Consider the following 15643-nt stretch of genomic DNA (forward strand, 5'->3'; position numbering starts at 1 on the left):
AGCTGGTGCGCGCCGTCCGGGCCTGTGCCGGCGGACGGCGCGACGTGGGAGGTGCGCGGGGCCAGCTGGGCGGCGACGGCGCCGACGGTGCTGCCGACTGTGCTGCCGACGGTGCTGCCGGCCGAGCTGCGGACCGAGCTGCGGGCCGTGCGGTGCGTCGTCCCCGGGGTGGCCGCGGACGCCGACCCGGTCGACGTGCCCTTGGGGCCCTGCGAGCCGGTGACCGCCGCCGGGGCGGCCGCCTGCGCCGCGGGGGCGGCGACGACTCCGACGAGCGTCGCGAGCGCGGCGAGCAGGAGCGCGGGGAGCGTCGTCCGGCGCCGGGGGGTCGCCGACGGCAGCGCTGTGCGCCTTCGCCTCACGCGACTCCCCCTCGCTGCGACGGTGGACGGCCGGCGGACGAAGGCCTCCATCTCCGCCCGCCGACCGTCCCTGCCCTGCACGACGAACGCGGCCCGGGAGTTGTTCCCGGGCCGCGCCGTCGGTTCTCCGGTACCCCGCGCAGCGGGGCGACCGTCAGTGGTGGACGCGGTTGCGGCCGTACAGGTTGGCGGCGAGGGTCACGCCGACGGCGGCCACGACGACCTGGAAGAGCAGCTCGATCCAGTCGATGCCGTTCGTCGACGAGACGTCGAACGCCTGCGCGATCGCGGTGCCGATGAAGGCCGCGATGATGCCGACGACGATCGTCAGCCAGATCGGGATGTTCTGCTTCCCGGGGGCCAGGGCCCGCCCGAGGACGCCGATGATGGCGCCGATGATGATGGCGGTGATGATCCCGGTGACGGTCACTGAAGGCTCCTGAGGGGACGTCGGACCCCCTCGTGGGGTCCGCTGACCGCTCCGTACCCAGCGCCACCGGACTTACGCCGTCCCAGGGGCGATCTCTTTCCCCGGCCGGTCCGCCGTCCGGCGGCACCGCTAGCGTGCCGCCGTGACGCGACGCGGCTGGCTCCTGTTCTCCACGCTGTCGCTGCTGTGGGGCACCCCGTACCTCTTCATCAAGATCGCCGTCGAGCACGTCGCGCCCGCGTACATGGTGTGCCTGCGGTCCGCGCTCGCGGCCGCCTGCCTGCTGCCGTTCGTCGTTCTCGCGGGCGAGGTGCGCGTGCTGCTGCGGCACTGGCGCTGGGTCGCCGCGTTCGCCGCGGTCGAGATCACCGTCCCGTGGGGGTGCCTCGGGTACGCCGAGACCCGGATCACGAGCAGCCTCACCGGCCTGCTCGTCGCCGCGGTGCCACTCATGGGGGCGCTGCTCGCGTGGTCGCTGCGCCTCGAGGACCAGCTCGACCGGCGACGCTTCGCCGGCCTGCTCGTCGGCCTGGCCGGCGTCGCGGCGCTCGTCGGGATCGACGTCCAGGGCGGCGACTGGCTCGCCGTCCTCGCCGTCCTGCTCGTCGCGTTCTGCTACGCGCTCGGGCCGGTCATCGCGGTGGCCCGCCTCGGCGGCGTACCCGGCCGGGCGCTCACCGCCGGCGCGCTCGGCCTCAACGCCCTCGTCTACGCGCCCTTCGCGTGGGTGACCCGTCCGGCGGAGCCCGGTGCGGTGCCGGTCGAGGTGTGGTGGTCGATCGTCTTCCTGGGGGTCGTCACGAGCGCGCTGGCGTTCCTCGTCTTCTTCGCGCTCGTCGCCGAGGTCGGCCCGACCCGGACGACGGTCATCACCTACCTCAACCCGGCCGTCGCGATCGTGCTCGGCGTCCTGGTGCTCTCCGAGCCGCTCACGGCGGGCATCCTCGTCGGCTTCCCGCTCGTGCTGCTCGGTTCGTGGCTGTCGACGCGCCGGTCGGCGGCCGCGGCCGCGCCGGACCGGGCGCCGGCTCAGTCCACGAGCGAGCTGTAGACCGCCCGCCGCAGCTGCGGGCGCAGCGGCAGCGTGCTGCTCGGCAGCAGCTGGGTCATGAGGACGACGGTGAGCTCTTCGGCGGGGTCGACCCAGAACGCCGTGCTCGCGGCGCCGCCCCAGTTGAACTCGCCCTTCGTGGAGAGGTTCTTCTGCGCGGCCGGGTCCTCGACGACCGCGAACCCGAGCCCGAAGCCGATCCCGCGCATCGGGCTCTCGGAGAACACCGGCGTCCCGAAGGCGTCGAGGTCGGCGCCGCCGGGCAGGTGGTTGCGGGCCATGTAGTCGACGGTGCGCGGACCGAGCAGCCGGACGCCGTCGAGCTCCCCGCGACGCAGCAGGAACTGGGTGAACCGGTGGTAGTCGTGCGCCGTCGAGACGAGGCCGCCGCCGCCCGAGAGCATGGTCGGCGGGGTGTGGACGGCGCGGCCGAGCGAGTCGCCGGGGGCCATCCCGGCGCCGGTGGCGAGGTACAGCCGGGCGAGCCGGTCGAGCCCGCCGGCGCCGCCCGCGCCGTCCGGGTGCTCCGGCGAGCCCGCGTAGAAGGCGGTCTCGGACATCCCGAGCGGGCCGAGGATGCGCTCGGCGAAGAAGGTGTCGAGCGACTGCCCGGAGACGACCTCGACGAGCCTGCCGAGCACGTCGGTGCAGTAGGAGTAGTTCCAGCGGGTGCCCGGTTCGAAGAGCAGCGGCAGCGAGGCCCAGGTGTCGACGGCGGCGGCGAGGTCGGTGTCCGGCGGTGCGCCCCACTCGTAGCCCTTGGCGCGGAGCATCGCGTCGACGGGGTGCATCCGGGCGAAGCCGTACGTGAGGCCGGCGGTGTGCGTGAGCAGGTGCCAGACCCGGACCGGCTCGGTGGCGGGTGCCGTCGCGGGGCGCAGGTCGGTGCCCCCGGTGAAGACGCGCATGTCCGCGAACGCCGGCAGGTACCGGCTCACCGGGTCGTTGAGGTCGAGCCCGCCGGCCTCGTAGAGCATCATCGCGGCGACCGACGTGACCGGCTTGGTCATGGAGTAGATCCGCCACAGGGTGTCGGGCGTGGCGGGCAGGTCCTCCTCGACGTGGCGCCGGCCGCCCGCACCGACGTGGACGACGCTGCCGCGGCGCGCGACGACGAGCACGTAGCCGGGCAGCCGGCCGGCGTCGACGTACCCGTCGAGGACGGCGTCCGCGCGGGCGAGCCGGGCGGCGTCGACGCCGACGTCCGCCGGGTCCTGCTCCACGGTCAGCTCGGGCATGCCGCTCCTCGGGTCGCGCGTGCGGGCGGTCTCGCCGTCCGGGTGTCGGTGCAGTCCGGGTCACAGTAGGAGGTCCCGGCGGCGGCGCGCGGGCGAGGTCGTGGGACCCGTTCGGAGGATTCCTGGACGATTTCAGAAAGTAGTCACACAATCACCATGTGTTGCTGCATCGTGGTGCCGTGACTACGAGCGAGGTGGCGCGGGACAGCTGGTCCCTGGTCCCGCCGCCCGACGTCCTGCTCCTTCGGCCGGCCTGGGTGCGGCTGCTCGCGAGCGCCGCGAACGTGCTGTGGTGGACCACCGGCCTCGTCGCCGCGTCCTGCGCGGGGATGGTCGTCGCCGAGCCGGTGCTGTCCCGGCCGTTCGTCGCCCGCCTCCTCGTCGTCGGCGGCGTCGCGTTCGTCGGTGCCCTCGTCTCGCACGCCGTCTCGTCGTACGTGACCGCGGGGCTCGTCGCCCGTGACCTCGAGGCGCGGGACGAGGCGGCCCGCCGGGCCTGGTACGCCGAGCCGCACGAGTCGCTGCCGGTCCTCGAGGCCGTCGCCGAGGAGCTCGCCGCGGACGCCGCCGAGGCTGCCGCGGACGCGGCCGTCCGGGCCGCCCACCTGGCCGCGAACGTCGCCCAGGACGCGGCCGCAGAGGCCGCCGCAGCAGAGGCCGCCGCCGCGCCCGACGCGGAGCAGGTCAGGGACGCCGCCCGGCGCGCCGTCGAGGCCGCGGACGTCGCGGCGTTCGTCGTCGGGCACATCCCGGCCGCCCGCCGTCCGGCCTCCGCGGAGGTCGGCACGGAGCCTGTGGGCGCCGTGGAGATCGACCTCTCGGCCGCGCTGCGCCCCGCCGACGACTGGTTCGACGACGACCCCCGCACCGGGCGCTACGGCTACGACCCGAGCTACGACGAGAACGTCGTCGCGGGCGACCTGACCGCGGCCGGCCCGGACGACCTCCACGACGGCGGCCTGGCACCGCACACGTTCTGACCGTCGTCCGCAGGACCGGTCAGCGCGCGGGGAAGAACCCGAGCACGGACCACCCGCGGTCGGCGAACCCGCAGGCCTGCGCGACCCTCGCCGAGGCGACGTTGTCCGGGGCGTGCAGGTAGGTCGGCACCCGGCCCTCGTCGAGGATCCGGCGGGCGGCCTGGCTGACGAGGCGGCGCGCGAGGCCCCGCCCGCGGGCCTCCTCCTGCGTGCCGACCGAGATCTCGTGGCCGAACTCGTCGTGCTTCTTGATGCCGACGCCCGCGACGTACGTGTCGCCGTCGAGCACGACGAGCACGTCGTCGTTGAACGGCCGCAGCCACGGCGGCACCCGCGGGTCCTCGCGGGGCAGCCAGATGCCGGCGTCCTCGAACGGCGCCGGGTCCGTCGTCCAGCGGAAGGAGCCGCGCCCGCCGGTCCCGGGGAGCCCGAGCAGGTCGGGCAGCGCGCCGAGGACGGCGTCGACGTCGCCCTTGACGGCCGCGAACTCCGCCACCCGCGCGGCGGCCGTCGGGTCGACCCCGAGCACGGCCCAGCCGGTCTCGGTCATGACGCCGACGGCCGGGGCCTGCGCGCCGTCCCACCGGGGCTGCGCGGCCCGCGGGTTCGCCACGACGTGCAGCGGCTCCGCGGGCGGCCAGGCACCGGCCCAGCGGGTGAGGTGGGCGGCGAGCGTCTCGGGGACCACCTCGGCGGTCGCAGTCGTGGGCACGTGCGCATCCTCCCCGACGGGCGCGGGCCGCGCAGACCGGGTGAGGGGGACCCGGCCCGGCGCGGCCCGCGCTCCTGCCCAGGAGACGGGTGCCGGTTATGTGGGCGGTGCGGCTGCGCTGTGCGTCTCCTGTGCCCCGGCGGGGTCCCGGCCCGCCGGCGCGGGAGCGCCGAGGAGCAGGTAGGCCTGGGCGGCGACGAGGACCGCGACGACCACCCAGGTGCGGGCCGGCGCGGGGGCGTCGTACCGGTGGACGTCGACGAGCACGACCCCGATCTGGAGCACGACGATCCAGCCGAGGGTGACGACGGCCAGCTCGGCGTACTGGAGGCTGCTCGCGTAGACCCAGAACAGGACGACGAAGACGAGAGCACCGCCGACGGCGAACGCCGGCGAGCGGCGGACGACCGCCTCTTTCGCGGCGACCGCACCGAGCAGGTCGAGCGCGGCGAGCACGAGCATCGCGACGGCGGCGGCGAGAGGCGCCGGCCACGACTCGGGTGTCCTGATGAGCACGACGTCCTCCTGGCGCGGACGGCGGCCCGGGGCGGGCCGCGACTCCGGCAGGCTGCTCCCGGCCGCTCAGGACGACGTCAGCGCCTGGTCAGCGTGGGTATCCTCACGCTGATCTTCTCCTCTGCAGGGTCGGGGCCACCGTGAGGAGACAGCGATGGCGGCCGGTGCACGGAGCACGTCCGGCGGCGCCCGGGGCGTCGTCGTGCTCGTCGCCGCGCCCGGGTACGGCCGGACGACCGCGCTCGAGCGGTTCGCCGAGGAGCCGGCCGGGCCCGGGAGCGCCGGCCCCCTGCTCGTCGGGGCGCGTGCCCTCCTCGCGGCCGGGGCGGTCGACGCGGACGTCGGGCGGCTCCTCGTCGACGACGTCGACGGCCTCGACGACGCCGACCGGATCGCGCTCGCCGGGCTGCTCGCGGACCTGCCCCCCGGCGTCCGGGTCGTGCTCGCGACGACCCGCCCGCTCGACGTGGCCGTGCGGACGGCGCTGCGCCGCCCCGTCCTCGTCCGCTGCGCTGCCGACCTCGCCCTGACCGTCGAGGGCACGGCGCGGGTGCTCCGCGAGGAGCACGGCGTCACCGACCTCGACGTCGCGGACGCCGTCCACGCCGCGACCGCCGGCTGGCCCGTTCTCGTGCACCTCGCCGCGGACGTCGCCGCGACGCCCGGTGCCGACGCCGGCCACGTCCGGGCCCGGCTCGCGGCCGCGGACTCCCCGTGCCGGCACTGGCTCGCCGACCGCGTGCTCACCGGCCTGGACGCCACGGCGCTCGACGTTCTCGACCGCGCCGTCCGGGTCGGCCCGGTGGCTCCTGCGCTCCTGCGGGAGGCCGTGGGCGAGGACGCCGCCGACGCCGTCCGGCGGCTCACCGTGACGGGCCTGCTCCGGCCGACCGACCTGCCGCTGCCCGGACCTGCCCGCGCGCAGGACGACACGGACGTCGTCCCGGTCGCCGTCGTGCCCGCGCTCGCCGCCGCTGTGCGTGCCGAGCGGCCCGCGCCGCCGGGGGGCGAGGTCGTGGCCGCGGCGCGGTCCGCCGCCGACTGGTTCGCCGCGCGCGGCCGGCCCCTGCTCGCGGCCCGGCTGCTCCGGGTCGCGGACGAGCCCGTCGCGGCCGCCCGCCTCGTCGTCGACCACGGGGACGCCATCCTCGCCGGTGGCGGGGCGGCCGCCGTCGTCGAGATCGCCGGCGACCTGCTCGACGCGGCTGACCCGGAGGGTACGGATGCCTCCGGTCCCGATGCACGGCGGCTGCGGCTCGTCGTCGGCGACGCCCGGCGGATGGCCGGGGACGCCCGTGGCGCGCTGCGCACGCTGCTGCCGCTCGCCGAGGCCGCCGACGAGGTCGGGCACTGGCCGCCGGACCTCGCCTGGCGGGTCGCGATGGTGCACTACATGACGGGCAGCCCGCAGGCGGCGGTCGAGGTGTGCAGGCAGGTGCCGGGGAGCATCCGCCACGGCGACGACGGCGACGACGGCGACGACGTCGAGGCGGTCCTGCTCGCGGCCGCGGAGATGGCGGCGCTCTTCGCGCTCGGCGACGCCGAGGGCATCGGGCGGCTCGTCGCCGGGGCCGTCTCCCGGGCCGAGCGCAGCGGGCAGCCCCGCGCCCTGGCGGCCGCGCATCTCGTGGCGGCCGGTGCGGCAGAGGGAGACGCCCGGGAGGAGCACCTGCGCCTCGCCGGCGAGGCGGCCGCCGCGGCCGGGGACGTCGTCACGCTCGCCCGGGTGCTCGTCAACCAGACCTTCACCCTGCTCTCCCGGGCCCGGTTCGCCGAGGCGGGCGAGGTCGGGTCGGCGGCGCTGCGGGCGGCGGAGGCCGGCGCCCCGCCCGGGCTGCTCATCGCCGCGCAGGCGAACCTCGCCGAGGCGCTGCGCCGGGTCGGTCGCTTCGACGAGGCGGTCTTCCACGCCGAACGTGCGCTGCTCACGTGCCGCCGGGCCGGGGTCGCCCGGGCCTCGTCCGCGATCCTCGTGCTGGGGTGGGTCGCCCGCGTCCTCGGCCGGCGCGAGCACGCGCGGATGGCGTTCGAGGAGGCCGTCGACCTGGCTCGGGAACGGGCCCAGACCCGAGAGCTGACGTCCGCGCTGAGCAGCCTCGCCTGGCTGCTGCTCGACGCGGGCGCGGACGGCCGGCCCGTGGACGCCGAGGCGGCGGGCGCCCTCGTCGACGAGGCGGACCGGGTCGCGCCCGCGGACCTGCGCGCCGAGGTCGAGGTCGTCCGTGGCTGGCTCGCGCTGGCCCGCGGGGACCTCGACGCCGGTGCGGGGGCGGCGGCGTCCGCGCTCGCGCTCGCCCGGGAACGGCGCTCGCTCGTCGACCTGGCGCACGCGCTCGAGCTCCTCGCTGCGGCGAGCCGGGACACCGCCGCCGCGCGAGCGGCGCTCGGCGAGGCGCACGCGTTGTGGACGAAGGCGGGCGCGACGCCCGCCGCCGACCGGGTCCTCGTGCTCCTCGGGCGGCTGCCGGCGGCCACGAGCCGCGACCGGGCCGCCGCCCGGGACGCCGCGACCCGGTTGGCGGTGCTGGGCATCGGCATCGCCGACACCGGGCCGCTGCCGGGTGAGGACCTCACCGCCCCGCTCCAGGTGCAGGTGCTCGGGGGCTTCGAGGTGCGCGCCGCGGGCCGCGCCGTGCCGTTGGCCGCGTGGCGCTCGCGGCAGGCCCGCACCCTCGTCAAGGTGCTCGTCGCCCGGCGGGGGCGGCCCGTCCCGCGCGGCGAGATCTGCGAGCTGCTCTGGCCGGACGACGACCCGCAGCGGACGGCGCACCGGCTCTCGGTGCTGCTGTCCGTCGTCCGGGGGGTGCTCGACCCGGCCAAGGCGTGGCCGCCGGACCGCTACGTCCGTGCGGACACCCTGGGGCTCTCGCTCGACCTGTCGAACGTCGTCGTCGACGCCGAGGAGCTGCTCCGGGACGCCGCGCACGCCGAGGACGTGCTCGCCGAGGGGGACGAGGAGCGTGCTCTGGACCTGCTCGCCGAGGTCGACGCGCTGTACCGCGGCGACGCCTTCGACGACGAGCCCTACGAGGCGTGGGCCGACGGGCTGCGCGAGGAGGTCCGGGCGGCGTGGCTGCGGTCGCTGCGCCGCCACGCCCGGCTGTGCCGTGGCGCGGGCGATGTCGACGCCGCGGTCCGTGACCTCGTGCGGCTGCTCGCCGCCGACCCGTACGACGAGTCCGCGCACCACGGTCTTGTCCGGACCCTCGTCTCCGCAGGCCGGCACGGGGAGGCCCGGCGGGCGTTCGACCGCTGGACGCACGCCATGGAGCACATCGACGCACCGACGCCCCCGTCCGACGTGCTGGCCGCCCGGCCGCGCGGTCCGCGGCCGGCCGCGGTCCGGCTCCCGGAGGATCCCGGCCGGTCACGCTCGGTGTTGTGATGCGGTGCTGACGGCCCCGAGGAGGCTCCTCGCCAGGTGCGGCGCCGCCAGGGACGCCGCGCAACAGCCCGGAGGACCGTCATGACCACGACCCGCCGACGGCCGCCCGCCGTCACCCTCGTCGCGGTGGCGGCGCTGTGCGCCGCCGCCGTCCTGACCCCGGGAGCCGCCGCGGCCGCCCCCGCGGTCGCCTGCCCCGCCCTGCCCAAGGCCATCGTCGGCACGTCCGGTCCCGACACCCTTGTCGGGACCGAGGGCCCGGACGTCATCTGCGGGCTCGGCGGGGACGACACGATCCGGGGCCTCGGCGGTGACGACGTCATCTACGGGGACGAGGGCAAGGACACCATCCACGGCAACGAGGGCGACGACACCGTCTACGGCGGCCCCGCCGGCGACGTGATCTTCGGCGACCGGGGCTCGGACACCCTCGACGGCCAGGACGGGCTCGACGAGATCGCCGGCGGGGACGATGCCGATCTCATGTTCGGCGGCGACGGCGACGACCTCGGGTTCTCCGGCCCCTGGCTCGAGGGCTGGCAGTGGGACTACTTCTACGGCGGGGACGGCGTCGACGAGTTCGTCTACGAGAACAACTCCACCGGCGAGGCCGAGAACCCCCATCCGCCGGCGGACTGGTCGACGGCCAAGCACTGCTGCGGGACCTGGTACTGACGGGGCCCGCGTCCGGCAGGGTCCGGTCCGGTCCGAGGCCCCGGACCGGACCGGGCCCGCGTAGGGTCGGCGTGTGCCCGTCCGCGTCGTCACCACCGTGGCCCTGCTCGCGGTCGCGGTGGCCGTCGTCCTCGTGAGCCTCGTGCAGGTCCGCCGCGGCCGGATGCTCTTCTCCACCGAGCCGGGGCTCGTGCGGGACGTCCGGGACGTCCGGCGGCGCTCGACGGCCGCGCTCGTCGAGGCGTCCGGGATCGCCGTCCTCGCCGTGGGGCTGCTCGTCCGGGAGCGGCCGCTCGTGTGGCTCGGGGCCCTCGTCACCGCGGCCGGCGCCGTCCTCATGTCGATCGCGCGCCGCGGCCTCGCCCGCCGTCCGCGGCGCTGAACGACGGCCGGCACGGCCCTGACCCGCGCGGTGGCGCCGTGTGATGCTGGGGCCATGGCAGCCTCCGGCATCGACCTCGCGGCCGTCCTCGCCTCCTTCGACGAGACGTGGTCGCCGCGCACCGTGAGCACCGTCAACGACTACGACGTGCGCGTGGTCCACACCCGCGGCGAGTTCACCCGGCACAGCCACCCGGAGACCGACGAGCTGTTCCTCGTGCTGTCCGGCAGCCTGACGATCCGGTTGGACGACGGGGACGTCACCCTCGGCCCCGGGCAGCTGTACGTCGTCCCCCGGGGCGTGCACCACCAGCCGTACGCACCGGACGGCGCGGACATCCTCCTGCTGGAGCCGCGCGAGACGGTGAACACCGGCGACAACCCCGGCGCGCTCACCGCACCGCGGCGCGAGGCCCGACCCGCGTGACCGAGGTCGGAGCAGACGTCGCGGGCGACGTCGTCCGCCGGCTGCGCGCCGCGGGCTGCGTCTTCGCCGAGGAGGAGGCCGACCTCCTGCTAGGCCAGGCCTCGGGGGCGGTGCTCGACGCGCTCGTGGCCCGCCGCAGCGCGGGGGAACCGCTCGAGCACGTGCTCGGCTGGGCGCTGTTCTGCGGCCTGCGGGTGGGTGTCGCGCCGGGTGTCTTCGTGCCGCGGGTGCGCTCGGAGCTCCTTGCGGCAGAGGCGGTCTCGCGCGCCGCGGCGGGTGACGTCGTCGTCGACCTGTGCTGCGGCAGCGGTGCGCTCGGGCTGGTCGTCGCGACCCGGGTCCCCGGCGTCGAGCTGCACGCGGCGGACGTCGACCCGGCGGCGACGGCGTGCGCGCGGGCGAACCTCGCGACCCTCGTGCCGGCGGCCCACGTGCACGAGGGCGACCTCGACGCCGCGCTGCCGCCAGGGCTGCGCGGGCGGGTCGCCGTCCTCGTCGCGAACGTTCCCTACGTGCCGACGGCCGCCGTCGCGACGATGCCCGTCGAGGCGCGGGTGCACGAGAACCGGGTCGCGCTCGACGGCGGTCCCGACGGTCTCGACGTGCAGCGCCGGGTCGCCGCGCTCGCGCCGTCCTGGCTCGCGCCGGGCGGCGCCGTCCTCGTCGAGACGACGCGGGCGCAGGCCCCGGTGGCGGTCGAGGCGTTCGCGCGGCACGGGTTGCGGCCGGCCGTCGTCCACGACGAGGACCTCGAGGCGACCGTCGTCGTGGCGACCGCGCCGGGGCCGTGACCTTAGTGAACCCCGCCGGATCACCCGGATGCCCGGTGCGTGCGGATCTTCGGCGCTAGGGTCGTCGACTGTCCGTCCGGCCCCGGTGCCGGAGTCCCGAGCGACGAGACGGCCGTGTACCTCACCAGGCTTGCCGACATCTGCCGCGCCGCGGGCCTCGACGTCGTCGAGGTGCGGGGCTGGAAGCGCCGTGGCCACGGCCCGATGACCGCCGTGAAGACGATCGTCTGCCACCACACGGCCGGGCCGAAGAAGGGCAACATGCCCTCCCTCAACGTCATCACGAACGGCCGGCCCGGGTTGTCCGGGCCGCTGAGCCAGCTCGGGCTCGGGCGGGACGGCACCGTGTACGTCATCGCCGCGGGGCTCGCCTACCACGCGGGGCAGGTCCGCAGCTCGTCGTACGCCAACGCCTACGCGATCGGTATCGAGGCCGAGGCGACGGGCGTGGACCCGTGGCCCGCCGTCCAGATGGACGCCTACGGCGAGCTCTGCGCCGCTCTCGTGCGCGCCTACGACCTCACGGTGTCCCGGGTGCTCGGGCACAAGGAGGTCTGCTACCCGGTCGGCCGCAAGAGCGACCCGAACTTCTCCATGCCGGACTTCCGCGCCCGGGTCACGAAGGTGCTCAAGGCGCCCGCGACGGTCCCGGTCGGGACGCCGGCCCAGATCTTCTCCGCGGTCTGGGCCCGGGACGCCGTCAAGGGCTCGTGGATGACGCCCGACAACCCGACGTGGGCGGCGCAGAGCGTCGTCGTCACCACGTTCAAGGACCAGGTGAAGGCCGCGGACGCCGCGAAGGCCGCCGCGCGCGCGTTGCCCGCCGCCGCGGCGGACGCCAGGGCGACCACTGCGGCCGCGACGACGCTGCGCGGTACGGCGGCGGCCCTCGGTGCGACGGCGACGCCCGTCGCGGCCGACGCCGCGCAGACCCGGGCGGCGGCCGACCGCAGCGAGGCGACGCTCGCAGCCCTTCAGGCCTCGGTCCGTACGTCGATGGCCGAGGCGGTCAAGGCCGCCGTCGAGACCTCGCGGGTCCGGGTCCGCGTCACCGTCCGCTCCCGCTCGGCGGCCGCCGTCCCGCCTGCCACGAACCCGTCGTCCGCGACGGGCTCCGCCCCGCACCCCCGCTGACCCGCTCTCTCCGACCCGAACGCGACCCGAACCCCGACCCGAACCTGGAGGACACCGGTGGCCACCGCCGACGAGATCTGGAAGGCCGTCTGGACCACGGACAAGATCAAGGGTTCGTGGATGACGCCCGACAACCCGTTCTGGACGGCGCAGTCCGTCATCACGGGGATCTACGAGAACACCCAGAAGGCGGTCGACGCGGCGAACGCCGCGAAGACGAGCAGCGCGAGCGCCAAGACGGACTCGGCCGCCGCGAAGGCCGGTGTCGCCCAGCTCCAGACGGCCGTCACGGCGCTGTCCGCGACGCTCACGAAGACCGCCGCCGACACCGCCGCCACCCGCGCCGCGCTCGACCGTGTCGAGGCGGCGCTCGCGACGCTGCAGACCTCGATCACGACGATGGTCGCCGACGCCGTGAGGTCCGCGCTCGCGGCGTCGACGGTCGAGGTCGACGTCACGGTCTCGGGCAACGTCCCCGGGACGACGCCGGGCGCGGTCACGCTGCCGCAGTAGTCACGCCGGCGTCGGAGGCGCGGGTGGCGGATCGGGTGCTCCGGTGACCGGCAGCCTGGTGGCGGCGCAGATCCTCGACGCGGTCGAACGGGCGGGTCTGCTGCTCGTGCACGACGCTGCCCTGCCGTGCGTCACGGAGGTCGTGACGGGCGGCCCCGTCGCGGGGTCGTGGTGGTCGCACCCGCTGGCGAACGCGATCTACAACGCGCTCGGTGAGCTCGAGGACGACGTCGCGACGGTCCGGCTGCTGCGCGCCAAGCAGACGCTCGTGGCGAGGCGGCTCTGGCCCGCCGTGGCCGCCGTCGGTGCGGCGCGGGAGCCCTGGCAGCTGCGGCGGCTCCCGGCCGCCGCGGCCGGCCTGCTCGCCGAGGTCGACGCCACCGACGCGTACGTCGTGCCCGCGGCGGACCGGTCCGCCGCCGACGCCCTGGAGCGGCGGCTCCTCGTGACCTCGATGCAGGTGCACACGCCGTCCGGCCACCACGTCAAGGCCTACCGGTCGTGGCAGCGCTGGGCCGCCGACCGGACCGTCGCTGCGGCGGGCGACGTCGTCGCGGCGCGCCACGCGCTCGAGCAGGCCGCACGCTCGACGTCGACGGACGTCGGGCGGCTGGTGCCCTGGCCGGTCTGAGGGCTGCTGCCCTCAGCGCGACTGGTCGGTCCAGCGCTCGCCGTCCCACCAGCGCAGCCCGCCGGCCCGGCCGGGGTCGGGGTACCAGCCGGGGACCGGGGCGCCCGCCGCCGCGGGCCGGGCCGGCGGCTCGACGTGCGGCGCGACCGGCTGGGGGAACGTCTGGGGGACCTGCGGTGCGACCGGCACGGCCCGCGGCCTGCGCACGAGGGCGACGAGCAGCAGGACGAGCCCGACGACGAGCATGAGACCGCCGGCGACCCCGCCGAGGATCCACGGCAGCATGCCGCGCAGGCCGGACGAGATCGACCGGTTGACGAGCACCTGGGCGCCCGGCGTCCCGGTGAGGGCGATCGTGTACTCCCCGGCGGCCGGGATGGTGACGTACGCGAAGGCGGTGAACACGACCCCGTTGCGGGTGAACGTCTCCGTGCCGTTCCCGGTGGGCCGCACGGGGACCGTGGCGCCGCCCGGGCCGGTGACGGTCACGTCCGCCGGCGTCAGCGAGGTCGGTCGGTTCGTCGACGTCGACACCCCGCCGACGGATGTCTGCGTGCCGGTGCCCTCGAGGAGTGCGTACTCGGTGGCCTCGAGCAGCCGGGAGTCCTCCTCGGGCACCGTGAGCAGCGGCGCACTGGCCCCGCCGACGGCCACGGGGACGGCGTGCACCGCCACCCGGATGCCGCACACGGCTCCGAGGAGCACGCCGAGGACGACGAGGACGATCGCCGGCCGCAGCAGCGGCGTGCGCCTGCGGGCGGCCTGCGGGGCGGGCGTGATCACAGGACGACGGTACGCCCGCCGGGCCCGGGCAGGGCGGCGTCCGCGCGGGTCAGGCCGTCTCGTCGAGCGCCGCGAGGAACGCGAGCACCCGCTCCAGCACGAGCGCCGCGGCGGCCGGGTCGTGGTCGGCGGTGCCCCGGTCGGTGAACAGGTGCGCGTCCCCCGGGTACTCGAAGACCTCGGCCGTCGGGACCGTCGCCGCGACGCCGCGCGCGACGTCGACGTCCCCGAGGTCGTCGTCCGTCATGGTGTGCACCTGCACCCGCAGGCCCTGCGGCCATGGGGTCTCGAACTCCTCCGGCGGGATGCAGCCGTGCAGCAGGACCGCGCCGCGGGCGCCGTCCATCGTCTGCGCGAGCAGCTGGGCGGGCAGCACCCCGAGCGACATCCCGGCGTGGACGACGGCGTGCGTGAGGTCCGCGACCGCCTCCCGGCCGCGGTCGAGCAGCACGTCGAACCCGACCTCCTCGGCGTGCTCGATGCCGTCGGCGAGGTCGTCGAAGGTCTTGCCGGCGAACAGGTCCGGCGTGTGGACGACGTGCCCCGCCGCCCGCAGGTCGTCCGCGAACGCGAGCACCCCGGGCGTGAGCCCGAGCGCATGGTGGAAGAGCACGACCTCGGCCATGCCGGTGAGCCTATGCCCGACCGGCCGGGCCCTCGCCCTGGGATGCTGGCCCGGTGGACGACGCCCGGCAGGTGAGGCTGGTCCGGCCGCCGCGGCTGCGGCCCGGGGAGCTGGTCCGCCTCGTGTCCCCGGCGAGCACGCCGCCGCGCGAGGGTGTCGAGGCGCTCGTGCGCTTCTTCGAGGAGCAGGGGCTGCGCGCCTCGGTCGGGCGGCACGCCCTCGACGAGCACGGCTTCCTCGCGGGGACGGACGACGACCGCCTCGCCGACCTCAACGACGCGCTCGCGGACCCGGCGGTGCGGGCCGTCGTCGCGACCCGGGGCGGCAAGGGCGCCTACCGGTTGGCCGACCGGCTCGACGTGGCCGCCGTCCGCCGCGACCCCACGCTGCTCGTGGGTTTCAGCGAGATCACCGTGCTCCACCTCGCCCTGTGGAAGGCCACCGGGGTGGCCGGCCTGCACGGTGCACCTGCCGTGGCAGCGTGGGACGGCGAGGTCGCCGAGCGCGCGTTCCTCGACGCGGTGCGCACGGACGCGGACGTCGTCCTCGCCTCGGCGCCCGATGCCCCGACCGCCGCGCTGACGACGACCGGCCGGGCCACCGGAATGCTGCTCGGCGGCAACCAGGACCTCGTCGCGACGGCGGCCGGCTGGGCGCTGCCGTCGCTGCGCGGCGCGATCCTCCTGCTCGAGGCCGTCGGGCTGGGGCTGGGTCAGGTCGACCGGCAGCTGACGATGCTCACGAGGAGCGGGCGGCTCGACGGGGTGGCGGGTGTCGCCGTCGGGCAGTACACGCGGTGCGACCCGACGCCGGGGGACACCGGCGACTGGACGGTCCTCGACGTGCTCCGGGAGCGGCTGCACGGGCTCGGCGTCCCGGTGCTCGGCGGCCTGCCCGTCGGTCACGAGGAGGGCGCGCACGCCGTCCCCGTCGGGACGCCGGCGACCCTGGACGCCGACGCCGGCACCCTCACGGTGACGGCAGCGGTGAGCTGACGCTGCTGCGGGCT

17 protein-coding genes and 1 pseudogene are annotated in these 15643 nt (G+C 76.4%); 11 read left to right on the forward strand and 7 right to left on the reverse strand.

Annotated features, from left to right (window positions below; all coding sequences use genetic code 11):
* Both ECOMGDLI_RS11675 and ECOMGDLI_RS11680 read right to left on the reverse strand, forming a co-directional pair.
* Positions 1-362, reverse strand: a pseudogene (locus ECOMGDLI_RS11675) (hypothetical protein); the annotation flags it as partial.
* Between the two features lie 154 nt (positions 363-516).
* Positions 517-792 carry a GlsB/YeaQ/YmgE family stress response membrane protein gene (locus tag ECOMGDLI_RS11680; protein ID WP_088317011.1) on the reverse strand — a complete coding sequence of 92 codons (276 nt, stop codon included), beginning with the start codon at positions 790-792 and terminating at the stop codon, positions 517-519.
* Positions 793-934: 142 nt separating this feature from the next.
* Here ECOMGDLI_RS11680 and ECOMGDLI_RS11685 point away from each other — a divergent pair, with 142 nt between their 5' ends.
* A complete protein-coding gene (locus ECOMGDLI_RS11685; RefSeq protein ID WP_088317012.1) occupies positions 935-1843 on the forward strand; it encodes a DMT family transporter in 909 nt (302 codons plus the stop codon).
* Here ECOMGDLI_RS11685 and ECOMGDLI_RS11690 read toward each other — a convergent pair.
* The gene (locus tag ECOMGDLI_RS11690; protein ID WP_088317013.1) at positions 1822-3081 is read right to left on the reverse strand and encodes a serine hydrolase; all 1260 of its coding nucleotides are present in this window, start codon (positions 3079-3081) and stop codon (positions 1822-1824) included. The two genes, ECOMGDLI_RS11685 and ECOMGDLI_RS11690, sit on opposite strands and share 22 nt — an antisense overlap.
* 179 nt (positions 3082-3260) lie before the next feature.
* On the opposite strand from ECOMGDLI_RS11690, the gene ECOMGDLI_RS11695 reads away from it, so the two are divergent.
* Positions 3261-4061: a hypothetical protein gene (locus tag ECOMGDLI_RS11695; RefSeq protein WP_143447661.1), complete on the forward strand. Its 801-nt coding sequence runs from the start codon at positions 3261-3263 to the stop codon at positions 4059-4061.
* A 19-nt stretch (positions 4062-4080) separates the two neighbouring features.
* Here ECOMGDLI_RS11695 and ECOMGDLI_RS11700 read toward each other — a convergent pair whose 3' ends face one another.
* Both ECOMGDLI_RS11700 and ECOMGDLI_RS11705 read right to left on the reverse strand, forming a co-directional pair.
* On the reverse strand, positions 4081-4773 hold the full coding sequence (locus ECOMGDLI_RS11700; protein ID WP_088317015.1) for a GNAT family N-acetyltransferase: 693 nt from the start codon (positions 4771-4773) through the stop codon (positions 4081-4083).
* A 96-nt stretch (positions 4774-4869) separates the two neighbouring features.
* Positions 4870-5289: a hypothetical protein gene (locus tag ECOMGDLI_RS11705; RefSeq protein WP_088317016.1), complete on the reverse strand. Its 420-nt coding sequence runs from the start codon at positions 5287-5289 to the stop codon at positions 4870-4872.
* 154 nt (positions 5290-5443) lie between these two features.
* Between ECOMGDLI_RS11705 and ECOMGDLI_RS11710 the strand changes: the two genes are divergently transcribed.
* From ECOMGDLI_RS11710 to ECOMGDLI_RS11745, 8 genes are all read left to right on the forward strand, one after another.
* Positions 5444-8674, forward strand: coding sequence for a BTAD domain-containing putative transcriptional regulator (locus tag ECOMGDLI_RS11710; RefSeq protein WP_088317017.1), 3231 nt, complete (start codon positions 5444-5446; stop codon positions 8672-8674).
* An 81-nt stretch (positions 8675-8755) separates the two neighbouring features.
* On the forward strand, positions 8756-9349 hold the full coding sequence (locus ECOMGDLI_RS11715) for a calcium-binding protein (RefSeq protein ID WP_088317018.1): 594 nt from the start codon (positions 8756-8758) through the stop codon (positions 9347-9349).
* A gap of 73 nt (positions 9350-9422) precedes the next feature.
* Entirely contained in the window at positions 9423-9731 is a 309-nt protein-coding gene (locus ECOMGDLI_RS11720; protein ID WP_088317019.1) for a hypothetical protein, read from the forward strand.
* Positions 9732-9785: 54 nt separating this feature from the next.
* The gene (locus tag ECOMGDLI_RS11725) at positions 9786-10157 is read left to right on the forward strand and encodes a cupin domain-containing protein (RefSeq protein ID WP_088317020.1); all 372 of its coding nucleotides are present in this window, start codon (positions 9786-9788) and stop codon (positions 10155-10157) included.
* Positions 10154-10948: a putative protein N(5)-glutamine methyltransferase gene (locus ECOMGDLI_RS11730; RefSeq protein ID WP_088317021.1), complete on the forward strand. Its 795-nt coding sequence runs from the start codon at positions 10154-10156 to the stop codon at positions 10946-10948. The genes ECOMGDLI_RS11725 and ECOMGDLI_RS11730 overlap by 4 nt, the downstream gene beginning before the upstream one ends.
* A gap of 114 nt (positions 10949-11062) precedes the next feature.
* On the forward strand, positions 11063-12082 hold the full coding sequence (locus tag ECOMGDLI_RS11735) for an N-acetylmuramoyl-L-alanine amidase (RefSeq protein ID WP_088317022.1): 1020 nt from the start codon (positions 11063-11065) through the stop codon (positions 12080-12082).
* A 57-nt stretch (positions 12083-12139) separates the two neighbouring features.
* Positions 12140-12595, forward strand: a complete 456-nt coding sequence (locus ECOMGDLI_RS11740; protein ID WP_088317023.1) for a hypothetical protein — start codon at positions 12140-12142, stop codon at positions 12593-12595.
* Positions 12596-12638: 43 nt separating this feature from the next.
* Positions 12639-13226 (forward strand): hypothetical protein, encoded by a 588-nt coding sequence (locus ECOMGDLI_RS11745; protein WP_088317024.1) that lies wholly within the window; start codon positions 12639-12641, stop codon positions 13224-13226.
* A 12-nt stretch (positions 13227-13238) separates the two neighbouring features.
* Here the strand turns inward: ECOMGDLI_RS11745 and ECOMGDLI_RS11750 are convergent, their stop codons facing one another.
* Together ECOMGDLI_RS11750 and ECOMGDLI_RS11755 are read right to left on the reverse strand one after the other, a co-directional pair.
* Positions 13239-14009, reverse strand: coding sequence for a DUF2510 domain-containing protein (locus ECOMGDLI_RS11750; RefSeq protein WP_088317025.1), 771 nt, complete (start codon positions 14007-14009; stop codon positions 13239-13241).
* 49 nt (positions 14010-14058) lie between these two features.
* A complete protein-coding gene (locus ECOMGDLI_RS11755; protein ID WP_088317026.1) occupies positions 14059-14634 on the reverse strand; it encodes a dienelactone hydrolase family protein in 576 nt (191 codons plus the stop codon).
* A 53-nt stretch (positions 14635-14687) separates the two neighbouring features.
* Between ECOMGDLI_RS11755 and ECOMGDLI_RS11760 the strand changes: the two genes are divergently transcribed.
* On the forward strand, positions 14688-15629 hold the full coding sequence (locus ECOMGDLI_RS11760) for an LD-carboxypeptidase (RefSeq protein ID WP_198954784.1): 942 nt from the start codon (positions 14688-14690) through the stop codon (positions 15627-15629).
* The last annotated feature ends 14 nt before the right edge of the window (positions 15630-15643 follow it).

Origin of the sequence: Kineosporia sp. R_H_3 (assembly GCF_002198675.1) — a bacterium.
Classification (GTDB): Bacteria; Actinomycetota; Actinomycetes; order Actinomycetales; family Kineosporiaceae; genus R-H-3.

What these genes read in the sequence shown, in the direction of transcription:
- ECOMGDLI_RS11755 (WP_088317026.1), bottom strand. Translation starts at nt 14,634, where the DNA reads ATGGCCGAGGTCGTGCTCTTCCACCATGCGCTCGGGCTCACGCCCGGG.
- ECOMGDLI_RS11690 (WP_088317013.1), bottom strand. Translation starts at nt 3,081, where the DNA reads ATGCCCGAGCTGACCGTGGAGCAGGACCCGGCGGACGTCGGCGTCGAC.
- ECOMGDLI_RS11715 (WP_088317018.1), top strand. Translation starts at nt 8,756, where the DNA reads ATGACCACGACCCGCCGACGGCCGCCCGCCGTCACCCTCGTCGCGGTG.
- ECOMGDLI_RS11710 (WP_088317017.1), top strand. Translation starts at nt 5,444, where the DNA reads ATGGCGGCCGGTGCACGGAGCACGTCCGGCGGCGCCCGGGGCGTCGTC.
- ECOMGDLI_RS11725 (WP_088317020.1), top strand. Translation starts at nt 9,786, where the DNA reads ATGGCAGCCTCCGGCATCGACCTCGCGGCCGTCCTCGCCTCCTTCGAC.